Below are 12,766 nucleotides of genomic sequence, written 5' to 3' on the forward strand. Positions count from 1 at the left end.
TTCTTTTTAAATTATTTTCTGTGTATACTGATATCATAAAATATATTTTTATCTAAATAAAAAAATCTTCCATCCAAATAAGCGTAATTCTACACTTATAAGGACGAAAGATTATATTCCGCGGTACCACCTTATTTACAGTTAAACAATATATAACTGTCTCTCTTCAGGTCTCACAACCCTAACCATATAACGTTGGTATACGTCTTAGATTACTCAATTACCTTTTCACCTAAGAAGCTTCGGAGTGATTATTATATACTCTAGTTAACACCAACTCTCACCAAACGTTGGCTCTCTGTAATTAACCCTTGAATATTTTTGTCTCCATCATCGCTTATTATATTTATTTATAATTCAAATATATAATTAATTGTATAATTTTAATTTATAATATATTTTAAAAATTATTATATTACCATATTTTGTAACTGTCAATATATTTTTTAAATTTTTTTATTTTTTGAAATAATCTTAAAAACAAAAAAATCTTTCATCCAAATAAGCGTAATTCTACACTTATAAGGACGAAAGATTATATTCCGCGGTACCACCTTATTTGCAGCTAATTAATAATTAACTGCCTCTCTCAGGTCTTACAACCCTAACCATATAACGTTGGTATACGTCTTAAGTTACTAAATTTCTTTTTCACCCAAGAAGCTTCGGAGTGATCATTATATACTCTAATTAACACCAACTCTCACCAAACGTTAGCTCTCTGTAGTTAACCCTTGAATATTTTTGTCTCCATCATTGCTTATTATATTAAGTTTTCATACGATTGAATTTTTCATAAATTCAAAATATTAAATTCTATTCTATTACGATAATTATCAATTGTCAATCTCTTTTTTGCAAATAAAATCTTCACCAGATTTAATATAATTTAAGTTTATTTATATATGTTCAATAATATTCATTATTTTTTAATTTATATATAAAATTCAAAAAACTTTTTCAAAAACTATTGACATAGAAAAACATTTAACATAATATATTTAAAAATATAAAAAACTTATAAAATAAAAGCTGTGATTAGGAAGAGTAAATTTAACCCAGTTAAAAGAGATGGAAATCCCTGGCTGAAAGATTTCCTTAATATGGAATATTGAAAACCACCTATGAGTGCAATTCTGAAATCTAGTAAGAATTGACGTTTGCCGCGTTAAGGTTTTAAGTGGATTTTATATCAATTTGGGTGGAACCGCGGGAACTATGCTCTCGTCCCTTCTAGGGATGAGGGCTTTTTTGTGTTTAAAAAAAGGGGGATATTATGATTTATACAAGTACTAGAAGTGACATCAACTTCATCAGTTCAAGTGAAGCTATACTAAAAGGAATTGCAGATGACGGAGGATTGTATATACCAACAGACATTCCTAAGGTAAGTATTACGGAAGATTTATTGAAGATGAGTTATTCTCAATTAGCATACTTCATAACAAAAAAATATTTTACTGACTTTGAGGATATAGATCTTAAAACATGTATTGAAAAAGCATATGATAATAAATTTGACACTGAACTTATAGTTCCATTAGTAGAAAAAAATGATTTATTTTTTATGGAACTTTATCATGGCCCTACCCTTGCATTTAAGGATATGGCACTTTCTATACTTCCTCATTTATTAAAAGCTTCCATAAAAAAGAATAAGGTCGACAAGGAAATAGTAATTCTTACTGCCACATCTGGAGATACAGGAAAAGCTGCACTTGAGTCTTTCGCAAATATTGATGGAATAAAAATAATAGTATTTTTCCCAGAAAATGGAGTAAGTGAAATTCAAAAAAGGCAGATGATTACTCAGGAAGGTAAAAATGTATTTGTTGTTGGTATAGATGGAAACTTTGACGATGCTCAAAATGGAGTTAAGGAAATATTTAATGACAAAAATTTCATCGACACATTATATAAAAATAATTATATACTTTCTTCAGCAAACTCAATAAATATAGGAAGATTAATTCCTCAAATTATATATTACTTCTATGGTTATTTAGAGTTGTTAAAAAATAAAAAAATAAAATTTGGCGAAAAAATTAATATAGTAGTTCCTACTGGAAATTTTGGAAATATACTGGCATCATATTATGCAAAAAAAATGGGTCTTCCAGTTAATAAACTTATATGTGCATCAAATGAAAATAATGTACTTTATGACTTCTTTAATAGTGGAATTTACGATAAAAAAAGAAGTTTAAACTTAACAATTTCCCCTTCTATGGATATTCTAATATCTAGTAATTTGGAAAGATTATTATATGAAATAAGTGATAAAAACAAAAAATTAACAAAAGAACTTATGGAAAGCCTTCAGCTTAAAGGTGAATATGAAATTACAAAGTCTATGAAAGAAGAATTAAAGGATTTCTATGCAGGTTATGTTTTAGAAGATGAGGTTCTTTATAATATAAACAAAGTTTATAACTCATCAGGGTATGTTATGGATACTCATACAGCAGTTGCCTACTCTGTATACGAAAATTACAAAAAAGAAACTAAAGATTATACACAAACTATTATAGCTTCAACAGCGAGCCCTTATAAGTTTGGAAGAAGCATTTGCAAATCTTTAAATATTGAAGTTGATAAATTAAATGATTTTGAAGTAGCAAAAGAGCTTTCTAATAACACAGGGATAAAAATACCTGATGCAATTAAAGCTCTCGAAAACAAAAAAATAATTCATAATAACTTATATAAAAAGGATGAAATCAAATATGCAATAAAAAAATTTTTGAATGTGTAGGTGAATAATATGATAGAGATTAAGGTACCAGCTACAAGTGCAAATTTTGGCCCAGGCTTTGATTGTTTAGGAATAGCGTTAAATATGTATAATATTTTTCTTGTGGAAGAAATTGAAACTGGACTTGAGATAAATGGATGTGATGAAATTTTTAGTAATGAAACTAATTTAATGTATAAGTCAATGAAAGAATCTTTCAAAATAATAGGTTATAGACCTAAAGGCCTAAAAATTAAATTTGAAAGTGATATACCTATATCAAGAGGTCTTGGAAGTAGCGCGTCTTGTATATTAGCTGGAGTTATGGCAGCAAATGAGATATCGAAAGCTGGTTTAAATAAAAGTGAAATACTAGAAATTGCGTCAGAAATAGAAGGTCATCCAGATAATATTGCACCTGCTTTATTTGGAGGAATGACAATATCAATACAAGAAAATAATCAGGTTTATTATGACAAAATAAAAATATATGATGGTTTGAAATTTTGCGCCTTGATACCTGACTTTACGCTATCAACAAAGGAATCTAGATCAGTTCTTCCTGATAAAGTTTCTTATAAGGATGCTGTATTTAATGTAGGAAGAGTATCTCTTATTATATCATCTTTGGTTAATGGAAATTTGGATTTAATTAACTTTGCTTGTGAAGATAAACTTCATCAAACTTATAGGGGAACACTTATTGAAGGTTTTGATGAAATAATACAAGAAAGTAAGCTATCAGATTCCCTCGGTGTATTTTTAAGCGGAGCAGGACCAAGTATTATGGCTATTCTAAAAGAAGAAAATAATAACTTTTGTAGTGATATGGAGAGATTTTTAACTAAATTTGATAATAAGTGGACTGTTAGAGAATTGAAAATAGACTTTAATGGTGCTGTAGTAAGAAAAATAATAGATAAATCATAAATTTGTTTTTATTTACGCTTTAAATGTGCCATAATTTATTTGACAAAAAGGTATACTAAGTATAAAATCTAATAAGTTTTCATAAAAAATTAAATTCATAAGGAGTATCAAAATGTCAAATTCATTTAGTGCATTAGGATTAAATTTAAATTTAATAGAAGGATTAAAAAAGGAAGGCATAACTGAGCCTACAGATATTCAGATAAAATCAATACCCCTAGCCCTACAGAATAAAGATATAATAAGTCAGTCACAAACTGGAACTGGAAAAACATTAGCATACTTACTTCCAATATTTCAAAAAATAGATAGTTCTAAAAAAGAAATGCAAACAATAATATTAGCACCAACACATGAGCTATCTATACAAATAGATAAGGAAATACAGCTTTTATCAAAAAATTCAGGATTACCTATAACTTCTACTTCTATTATAGGAGAAGTTAATATAAAAAGACAAATCGATAAGTTAAAAGAAAAGCCTCATATAATTGTGGGGTCAACAGGAAGAATATTTGAACTTATAAAAAAGAAAAAAATTAGTGCACATACTATTAAAACAATTGTTATAGACGAAGGTGATAAACTGCTAGATGCTAACAATTTAGATGGAGTAAAAGATGTTATTAAAACTACAATGAGAGATAGACAATTAATGCTGTTCTCTGCTACAATAACTGCTGAAACATTAAATATAGCAAAAGATCTAATGAAAGAGCCTGAATTTGTAAAAGTTGAAGATAAAAATATTGTAAATGAAAATATTAATCACATACATTTTGTATGTGAAAGAAGAGACAAAATTGAAATTTTGAGAAAATTAATAGCTTCGATAAACCCTCAAAGGGCAATTGTATTTATAAATAAGACTGAAGAAACTCAAGTAACTACAGAAAAACTTCAATATCATTATATAAGAGCATATGGATTATATGGTAAAGCTTCAAAGGAAGAACGTAAAAAGGCTTTAGACGGTTTTAAAAATGGAAGTATACAAATATTAGTAGCTTCTGATTTAGCTGCTCGAGGATTAGATATCAAAGGGGTAACTCATATAATTAATTTAGATTTACCTGAAGATTCAAAGGAATATCTACATAGAGTTGGTAGAACAGGTAGAGCTGGAAAAACTGGTACTGCTATTTCAATAGTTACTGAAAGAGAAATACCTACTATAAAAAAATACGAAAAAGACTTTAATATAAAAATCGAAATAAAAGACATATATAAAGGCAAAATAACTAATCCAGGTTTTAGTAGACAAAAAACTAACAATAACATTAAAAGATCTAAATAATAATATAAATATTGCTCCTTATTTGAACATAATATATATTTATAGCCTTTATAAAATTATAATGTATATAATTTTATATCTATTTGTTATAATATAATTGTAGATTTTAAATAAGGAGGTTTTTATTTTGAATATGTATATTAGAGAACCTATAAATGGATTAACCCATTTAATTGGCGCTATTTTATCTTTTGTAGCTTTAATTGCCATGATTATTAAGGCATCCTTATCAAATCCATCTCCTATAAATCTTTTAGCAGTAATAGTCTTTGGGATAAGTTTAATGCTTTTATATTCTGCATCTGCTACATATCATATGGTTATAGCTTCTGAAAATGTTATAAAATTTTTAAGAAAACTTGACCATTCAATGATATTTATTTTGATTGCAGGATCTTATACTCCACTTTGCTTGATAGCATTAAATGGAGTTAGTGGCTGGGTTATGTTTTCACTTATAATGGCTATTGCTATTTGTGGAATACTTTTTAAGATGATTTGGTTTAATTGTCCTAGATGGCTTTCAACTTCAATATATATTTTTATGGGATGGATATGTATGTTTATTATATCTCCTCTTTCTAAAACTATAGGACCTAAAGGGATTTCCTGGCTTCTTATCGGAGGTATATTTTATACCATTGGTGCTATAATTTATGCTACAAAACCAAAGTTTCTTCAATTTAAATATCTAGGTTTCCACGAAATATTTCATGTTTTCATATTATTAGGAAGTCTAAGCCATTTTGTATGTGTATTTAAATACGTTATATAAAGTTCGCTATTTAGCGAACTTTTTTCATTTTGATAACTTTATAACTCTATAAAACGTTTTCAAATTGTTAAAAATATGATAATATATACTTATAAATTATAGTTTGATATAAGCGTAGGCTATGAAACGTTAGTATGTTGCTAAAGCAATTTATTTTATTCATAGCTTTTTTATTATATAATATGAGACATTAAGGGAGGGACATACTATGTTTAGTCCTATATCAAATCAAAAGACTTATGAGTATGTTATGCAACAAATCCAAAGAATGATATTAAGTGGGCAGCTTGAAAAAGGAGATAAATTACCATCAGAGAGGGAATTAGCTGAAAAGATGCAAATTAGTAGAACTTCTGTAAGAGAAGGGCTTAGGGTACTAGAGACTATGGGAGTTATTGAAAGTAAACACGGAGAGGGCAACTATATATGTTCAAATACAGCTTCATCTATTATGGACTCTTTTTCTATGATGTTTGTATTAAATAACGGCAAATCAATGGACATATTAGAACTAAGAAAATATGCAGAACTAACTACTGTCGACTTGGCAGCACAAAGAGGTACAGAAGATGATTTTCATGAGTTAGAAGAAATTTTAACAAAGTTAAGAGAATCAGATAGTGAAAGTGAACAAATATCACTAGATAAACAACTTCATTACAAAATAGCTTCTATGAGCGGAAACTACCTTATCCAAAATATGTATATAACTTCTGCAAATTTATTTGAAAAGTTTATTGAAGATACTAGAAAAAACATATTAACTTATACTGAGAACAGTTATGTTTTATTAAAACAACATGAAAATATAGTTAACGCAATAATAGAACAAGATTCAGTTAAAGCGGTTGAGGCAATGAGAAAACATTTAGATTTTATAGAGCAATACCATAAGGAATAAACTATGCCTCTAGGTATAGCTTATTCCTTATTTTAAATTAATCATTTTTTAAAGATGTTGATATTATAGGTAATCTCTGAACCATAAACATAATTATCGACGTTGCCAATGCAAAAATTCCAAATATAGCCCAGGGAAATAAATCTGTGTTAATTCCGTATACACTTATGATTTTTCCTCCAATAAAATTTCCAGCGGCATTTCCTATACCAGATATTAAATTCGCTACACTGAAATAAGCTCCAATTAATTCTGCATGAGCAAGTTGGCTCGTTATACTGTCTATAGTTGGAAATACTAGCATTTGACCTATAAGAAAAATTGCAGCACTTAAAGTTAAAAACAAAAGATTATAAGATAAACCAATCAAAAATATACCTAGTCCAAAAAACAAAACTCCTATGGTGATTCCACTAAAGGGATTGATTTTCTGCAAAATATATTTAGAGATTATTCCTTGAAAAATAATTACTATGATACTAGTTATTGTCCATATACTTCCAACCATTTTTCCATTTTCTAAAACAGCATCTGCCCTTAAAGGTATTAATAGATTTAATTGTGCAAATATAGCCCATACTAATATTGAAACCAATGTATAAATAATAAATGCTTTATTTTTAATTATTAACATATAGCTATTAAGCGGGATTTTAGGACATTCTTCATCTCCACAGCCTTTAGGTAGTAAAATTGATGTTATTATTCCAAGAATTAAAAATATTGAACCTGCTATAAAAAATATAGTACTTGATTTCATATTTGACAATATAAGGATTAATAATCCTGCTACTCCTACTCCTATATTAGCTGCAATTCCTCTAATAGAAAATGCAGTAGTTCTTGTTTTTGCACATTGTGACGTAAGAAATGCTATTGATGCTTTAACGCTTGGAGAATATATTCCATTTCCTAATCCAAATATCATTGAACAAAGAAGAAATGATGTATACTCATTGCTAACTCCATATCCAAATACTGCTAATGATTCAATAAATGAACCAAGAGTAATAGTTATTTTCCTCCCTACTCTATCCGATAATAAACCTCCTAAAGTATTTCCTATTTGAGATGTTAATGAAATCATTCCTATTATTAACCCTATTTTTGTTGGATCAATTCCTTTTTCAGAACCTAATATAACCGGAAATATTGGAATAAATATATAAGCTCCAAGATGTGTTAAAAGTTCTGCAAATAACAACACGATTATATCCTTACTTAAAGAAAACTTTGGTATCCCAAATTTCATATTATTTCACTTCCTTAAATCTACGTCTTTACTTACTATTATGACCGTAAATTTATTAAATAATTATATCAAAATTTTTTTAAAATTTAGCCTAATCCATATATTGGCGTTAATTCTATTTTTTATACAACATCGTTTATTAATTTTTTACACATTATAATAAGGGATAAATAATTCCTAAAAAATAATGAAAGGTGGAACTTAATCATGAAGAAAAACAAATTAAACAATTGTAATGACAATAATAAAAATAACAATAAGCTAAATAATGAATGTGATAACTGTAACATGGAAATATCTAATGAATTAGGATTAGATAGTAAATTTAATAATTGTAATGATAATAACTGTAATAATAAGTTTAACAATTGTAATGACAACAATAAAAATAATAGAAAAAATAAAAATAATAAATAATAATTTAATTGTACTTAACAAAAACCCTCGTTTAAAAACGAGGGTTTTTACTTATTATTATATATTAAGAAAAAACCAGCTTTTATCAACTGGTTTTTTACATATTTAAAGTATTTCTAATTCGCTCTAGAATTATATCTGATTCATATAACTTTCCTACATTTTCCCCTACTGCCCTACTGTCTCCTGTAGTTATAGCTATATATAAATTTTCATATGCTTCTTTATATATAACTAATGTGGCTAAAAATTCGGTATTAATATCTTTGTATTTTTCAGGTACTCTATCTTCTGGATATTGAAAATTATTTATTAATCTAATTCTTGCTTGTATAGCTTCCCTATTAGTATCTAGATATTTTGTTTCAATACTAAATATAAGTGGATATTCGTTTTGTACTTTAATAAATCCATCAATCCACGATAGTACATATTGTTCATATTCTTGCTCATTTTCATTTTGTATTGAATGTACATTTTTAAAGTTAATGCTTAATATAGTTATAGACATTATAAAGGTTAAAATAATTAACATATATTTCTTTTTATTAAAAATCATAAATAATCATCTTCTTTCTACTAAAAGTATTATATATAATATTTTTAGTAGAATATAATTTTATATTCCTGTAATTTAAAGTAAATTATATTTATTTAATTTTTTTAATGAGTAATTTATTATTAAAACAACTTATCAACAGATCTGATAAATTATAAATTCTTGTAATAAAAAAAGCAATGTATGTACATTGCTTTTTTAGTATTTTGTAATTTTATGCAATTGTTTTGTTCATATTCCCTTTAAGCCAGTCTTTACCTTCTACAAGTCTTGATACCATCATAGAACAAACTGTATTTCCTGTAGAGTTAAGAAGAGTTGCTGGTGCATCTATTATTGTACTTATAACAGCTATTATAGGAAGTACTTCTGGTGAAAACCCGTATATACTAAGTATTAACATTTCACCTAGCATTCCTCCTCCAGGTATAGCACCCATAACTGCTCCAACTAAGAAAGATACTACAATTATACCTACTATAGAAGATATACTTGTCATGTCTTTCCCAAATATTCCAAATAAGAAAGTTATTTTTAACACTCCACCTACTACAGATCCATCTTTATGAGTATTAGCTCCAAGAGGTAGAACTGTTTCTGCTATATCATTTGGTACTCCCATTTTTTTAACAGATTCAAGATTTATCGGTATACAAGCAGCACTTGAACAAGTAGCTAAAGCTGTAACTGTTGGAGCTATAGCATTTTTCCAGAAAGTTTTTACTCCAAGCTTACCTGAAGCTACATAAGAATATAAAGTAAAGAATCCAAAGTAATAAACTGCTGTAATAGCTAAATAAAGAACAAATACTCTTACGTACCCTCCCAGTATTTGAGGTCCAAGTTGGCCTACAACTGTAGCAAAATATGCTCCAAGTCCTACTGGTGCATAATACATTATTATTTTTACAATTTTCATCATAACATTAGATCCAGCCTCAACGAACGCAGCTATAGGTTTTGCCTTTTCTCCAGCCATTGCTGTTGCTGTTCCAAATAATACTGAGAATATTATAAGTTGTAACATATTACTTCTAGAGAATAGATTTACAAAGTCATTTACTGTTACAGTATTTACAAGTTGAGTAAATATGCCTACTTTTTCAGCATCTGCATTTTCAGTTGCTTGAGCCATAAGTTCATTAAATATTGCAGGATCTAAGCCTTTTGTAGGATTTGCAATTAATACTCCTATAAGAGCTATTACAGCAGCTATTAATGCTGTAGATGAAAACACAATAACAACATTTCCCATGATTTTACCAAATCTTTTCATCCCACTCATATTAGCTATAGCCGAAGTAACGCTAAAGAATACTAACGGCACTAATATTGTAAATAATAAGTTTAAGAATAAATCTCCCAAGGGTTGAAGTACAGTTGCCTTTGGTCCCATAACCAAACCTATTATCCCACCTATTATTATAGAAATAAGTAGTATTAATGAAGATTTATAATTTTTCAAAAATGATTTCATATTATTCTCTCCTTTTCTTTTTATCATATATTTATTATTCATATATTATTATTATACATAAATTTTTTGCTATATTCCTTGTTAATAATGCTTGAAACATTGCAAAAAATGCTCTAAAATAAATTATACTTTAAAATACGTTTTTTCAGAGGTATTTTTATGGAAAATGAATCTACAACTAATAAGATAGGTTATTTAAATGATAATTTTAAAATATTTCATATTAAAGATAAAAAAAATATAGAATTTGAATATCACCATCACGACTTTAATAAAATAATTATATTCATATCCGGAAAAGCTACTTATTTGATTGAAGGAAAATCATATAATTTAAAACCATGGGATATCTTATTTGTAAACAATAATGAAATCCATAAACCTATAATAGATTCTAGCGAATTTTATGAACGTATAGTTATTTGGATTAATCCTGAATTTGTAACGAAATACAATGAAGATGAATGTAATTTACTAACATGTTTTGACCTTGCTCTTCAAAATGAATATAATCTACTTCGACTAAATATAGAATACATTGAAAAAATTAGATGCCTTATATCCCAACTTGAAAGCAATGATAAGAATGAGGAATTTGGAAGTGAAGTTCTAAAAAATTCCTTATTCTTACAACTTATAATTCTTATAAATAGATTGTTTTTAAGAAGTGAAAAAAATAAAGAAATAGAAGATATTAAATATGATAAAACTGTAGAATCTATTTTAAATTATATAAACAATAACCTTCAAGAAGATTTATCTATAGACAATATAGCTTCTAAATTCTTTATGAGTAAATACTACCTTATGCATAAATTTAAATCTCAAACGGGAAATTCAATTCACAGTTATATAATTCAAAAAAGACTAATACTTGCTAAGTCTCTTATTAAAAAGGGATTTAGTATGAACGATGTGTGCATTGAATGTGGTTTTAATGATTATTCAAGTTTTGTTAGAGCTTTTAAAAAAATGTATGATTTATCTCCTAGAAACTATTATAAAAGCATTTTTCAATTTGAAGATTCTTATACAAATGAATAAGCCGTATTAGATAATCTATCACGGCTTAAAGTTTATTCCTTGCAGTTTTTTTCACTATAGTTTTCTTCTTTATTTATCAATTTTGATTTTAAAAGTTTTATATCTTCATCTATGAATCTATGTTTTACTTGTTGAACATCAAAATTGAAAATCTTAAATGAAAATTGAACAAAATGTCCAACTGTAAGTGCTGTAATTAAAGTTCCTATTCCTATAAAACCACCTAGTAAATAACCTATAATTAATACACCTGTCTCAATACTATTTCTTACAAATCTAACAGACTTATTAGTCTTTTTTGTAAGAGCAACCATCAGTCCATCCCTAGGACCAGTACCTAGCCCAGATCCTATATATAAATAACTTGCAATTCCTATTACAAACATACCCAATAACATCGTTATTAGCCTTGGCAAAAAAACTTCAAATACTGGAATAAGATTATTTAACATTAAAATATCCATAAAAATTCCAATAAATATCATGTTAAACACTGTTCCCCAGCCTAGTTTTTCTTTTAAAATACTATTTATTATTATGAGTAGCAACCCAATGGCAATATTTGCCTGGCCCATAGTAATATTAATTATATTTGTAAGCCCTTGATGAAAAACCTCCCAAGGTGCAAGACCTAAATTTGCATTAATGATCATAACTATGCCAACGGCATATAAGAAAAGTCCTGTAAATAACCTTAAAATACAAAAAACTATTTTTTTCACCTAAATCTCCTCCTATTATAATTATATTACTTAAATCAAATTTATGATATAACATACTCTTTTTTGAAAATTCAAAATTTCACATGTTCTTCACATTATTGCCATGGTAAATTCAAACTGATTGGGAATTATTAATATTACGGAGGTGAAAAATATGAAAAGAAAAATACTGAGTACTTTAGCATTATCAATGATTATCTTTGGATCTTCAAATGCTGTTTATGCAGACAATTTAGAAACTGATTGTAGATCTATGATTACTGTTTCACAAAAAGAAAATAAAGATTGTCCGAAGGATAAACAAGGTCATAAAGCTAAACATAAAAAATTTATTGTCGAGTTTCTAAAAGAAAAACATAAAATGACAGATAAAGAAATTCAAGCTCAATTAGATTCTGGAAAAACGCTTAAGGATATATTGAAAGAAAAAAATGTTACACATGAAGAACTTAAAGAATATATGCTACAACATAAATATAAGAAAATTGATGATGCTGTAAAAAACGGCGAAATAACAAAAGCAGAAGCAGTTAAGAAAAAGGAAGAAATAAAAAAAAGAATGGACGAAATACAAAAAATGAGAGAAGAAAAGATAAAAGAAAACAAAAACTAAAAAATAAAGCCCTCCATATATTGGAGGGTTCTCTTTATCTGTCTC

General features: G+C 27.3%; 12 protein-coding genes and 3 other annotated features. Of the genes, 8 read left to right on the forward strand and 4 right to left on the reverse strand.

The window, feature by feature from the left end; translation table 11 throughout:
- Nucleotides 1–96: 96 nt before the first annotated feature.
- Nucleotides 97–343, reverse strand: a binding site (T-box leader).
- A 177-nt stretch (nt 344–520) separates the two neighbouring features.
- Nucleotides 521–766 (reverse strand) — a binding site (T-box leader).
- Nucleotides 767–1,025: 259 nt separating this feature from the next.
- Nucleotides 1,026–1,235 (forward strand) — a binding site (T-box leader).
- Nucleotides 1,236–1,276: 41 nt separating this feature from the next.
- The 5 genes from thrC (at nt 1,277) to ACUSRV_RS00595 (ending at nt 6,637) form a co-directional block, all read left to right on the forward strand.
- Nucleotides 1,277–2,755 carry a threonine synthase gene (gene thrC, locus ACUSRV_RS00575; protein WP_490139961.1) on the forward strand — a complete coding sequence of 493 codons (1,479 nt, stop codon included), beginning with the start codon at nt 1,277–1,279 and terminating at the stop codon, nt 2,753–2,755.
- Between the two features lie 9 nt (nt 2,756–2,764).
- Nucleotides 2,765–3,664 carry a homoserine kinase gene (gene thrB / locus ACUSRV_RS00580; protein ID WP_490139962.1) on the forward strand — a complete coding sequence of 300 codons (900 nt, stop codon included), beginning with the start codon at nt 2,765–2,767 and terminating at the stop codon, nt 3,662–3,664.
- 112 nt (nt 3,665–3,776) lie between these two features.
- The gene (locus tag ACUSRV_RS00585; RefSeq protein WP_490139963.1) at nt 3,777–4,961 is read left to right on the forward strand and encodes a DEAD/DEAH box helicase; all 1,185 of its coding nucleotides are present in this window, start codon (nt 3,777–3,779) and stop codon (nt 4,959–4,961) included.
- Between the two features lie 133 nt (nt 4,962–5,094).
- A complete protein-coding gene (trhA, locus tag ACUSRV_RS00590; RefSeq protein WP_490140410.1) occupies nt 5,095–5,736 on the forward strand; it encodes a PAQR family membrane homeostasis protein TrhA in 642 nt (213 codons plus the stop codon).
- A gap of 208 nt (nt 5,737–5,944) precedes the next feature.
- The gene (locus ACUSRV_RS00595) at nt 5,945–6,637 is read left to right on the forward strand and encodes a FadR/GntR family transcriptional regulator (protein ID WP_490139964.1); all 693 of its coding nucleotides are present in this window, start codon (nt 5,945–5,947) and stop codon (nt 6,635–6,637) included.
- A gap of 37 nt (nt 6,638–6,674) precedes the next feature.
- Here the strand turns inward: ACUSRV_RS00595 and ACUSRV_RS00600 are convergent, their stop codons facing one another.
- Nucleotides 6,675–7,889 carry an MFS transporter gene (locus ACUSRV_RS00600; RefSeq protein ID WP_490139965.1) on the reverse strand — a complete coding sequence of 405 codons (1,215 nt, stop codon included), beginning with the start codon at nt 7,887–7,889 and terminating at the stop codon, nt 6,675–6,677.
- Nucleotides 7,890–8,096: 207 nt separating this feature from the next.
- Between ACUSRV_RS00600 and ACUSRV_RS00605 the strand changes: the two genes are divergently transcribed.
- The gene (locus tag ACUSRV_RS00605) at nt 8,097–8,306 is read left to right on the forward strand and encodes a hypothetical protein (protein ID WP_490139966.1); all 210 of its coding nucleotides are present in this window, start codon (nt 8,097–8,099) and stop codon (nt 8,304–8,306) included.
- Nucleotides 8,307–8,403: 97 nt separating this feature from the next.
- Here the strand turns inward: ACUSRV_RS00605 and ACUSRV_RS00610 are convergent, their stop codons facing one another.
- Both ACUSRV_RS00610 and ACUSRV_RS00615 read right to left on the reverse strand, forming a co-directional pair.
- Nucleotides 8,404–8,865 carry a hypothetical protein gene (locus ACUSRV_RS00610; RefSeq protein ID WP_490139967.1) on the reverse strand — a complete coding sequence of 154 codons (462 nt, stop codon included), beginning with the start codon at nt 8,863–8,865 and terminating at the stop codon, nt 8,404–8,406.
- A 214-nt stretch (nt 8,866–9,079) separates the two neighbouring features.
- On the reverse strand, nt 9,080–10,342 hold the full coding sequence (locus ACUSRV_RS00615) for a dicarboxylate/amino acid:cation symporter (RefSeq protein ID WP_490139968.1): 1,263 nt from the start codon (nt 10,340–10,342) through the stop codon (nt 9,080–9,082).
- 159 nt (nt 10,343–10,501) lie between these two features.
- On the opposite strand from ACUSRV_RS00615, the gene ACUSRV_RS00620 reads away from it, so the two are divergent.
- Nucleotides 10,502–11,386: a helix-turn-helix domain-containing protein gene (locus ACUSRV_RS00620; RefSeq protein WP_490139969.1), complete on the forward strand. Its 885-nt coding sequence runs from the start codon at nt 10,502–10,504 to the stop codon at nt 11,384–11,386.
- Nucleotides 11,387–11,418: 32 nt separating this feature from the next.
- On the opposite strand, the gene ACUSRV_RS00625 is transcribed toward ACUSRV_RS00620, so the two are convergent.
- Nucleotides 11,419–12,108: a YczE/YyaS/YitT family protein gene (locus ACUSRV_RS00625; RefSeq protein WP_490139970.1), complete on the reverse strand. Its 690-nt coding sequence runs from the start codon at nt 12,106–12,108 to the stop codon at nt 11,419–11,421.
- 154 nt (nt 12,109–12,262) lie between these two features.
- Between ACUSRV_RS00625 and ACUSRV_RS00630 the strand changes: the two genes are divergently transcribed.
- The gene (locus ACUSRV_RS00630) at nt 12,263–12,721 is read left to right on the forward strand and encodes a hypothetical protein (protein ID WP_490139971.1); all 459 of its coding nucleotides are present in this window, start codon (nt 12,263–12,265) and stop codon (nt 12,719–12,721) included.
- Nucleotides 12,722–12,766 lie beyond the last annotated feature (45 nt).

Source organism: Sporacetigenium sp. TC11, assembly GCF_058146105.1.

Excerpts from the sequence above, each read along its gene's own strand:
- thrC (WP_490139961.1), top strand. The coding sequence starts at position 1,277 with ATGATTTATACAAGTACTAGAAGTGACATCAACTTCATCAGTTCAAGT.
- thrB (WP_490139962.1), top strand. The coding sequence starts at position 2,765 with ATGATAGAGATTAAGGTACCAGCTACAAGTGCAAATTTTGGCCCAGGC.
- ACUSRV_RS00585 (WP_490139963.1), top strand. The coding sequence starts at position 3,777 with ATGTCAAATTCATTTAGTGCATTAGGATTAAATTTAAATTTAATAGAA.
- trhA (WP_490140410.1), top strand. The coding sequence starts at position 5,095 with ATGTATATTAGAGAACCTATAAATGGATTAACCCATTTAATTGGCGCT.
- ACUSRV_RS00595 (WP_490139964.1), top strand. The coding sequence starts at position 5,945 with ATGTTTAGTCCTATATCAAATCAAAAGACTTATGAGTATGTTATGCAA.
- ACUSRV_RS00600 (WP_490139965.1), bottom strand. The coding sequence starts at position 7,889 with ATGAAATTTGGGATACCAAAGTTTTCTTTAAGTAAGGATATAATCGTG.
- ACUSRV_RS00605 (WP_490139966.1), top strand. The coding sequence starts at position 8,097 with ATGAAGAAAAACAAATTAAACAATTGTAATGACAATAATAAAAATAAC.
- ACUSRV_RS00610 (WP_490139967.1), bottom strand. The coding sequence starts at position 8,865 with ATGATTTTTAATAAAAAGAAATATATGTTAATTATTTTAACCTTTATA.
- ACUSRV_RS00615 (WP_490139968.1), bottom strand. The coding sequence starts at position 10,342 with ATGAAATCATTTTTGAAAAATTATAAATCTTCATTAATACTACTTATT.
- ACUSRV_RS00620 (WP_490139969.1), top strand. The coding sequence starts at position 10,502 with ATGGAAAATGAATCTACAACTAATAAGATAGGTTATTTAAATGATAAT.
- ACUSRV_RS00630 (WP_490139971.1), top strand. The coding sequence starts at position 12,263 with ATGAAAAGAAAAATACTGAGTACTTTAGCATTATCAATGATTATCTTT.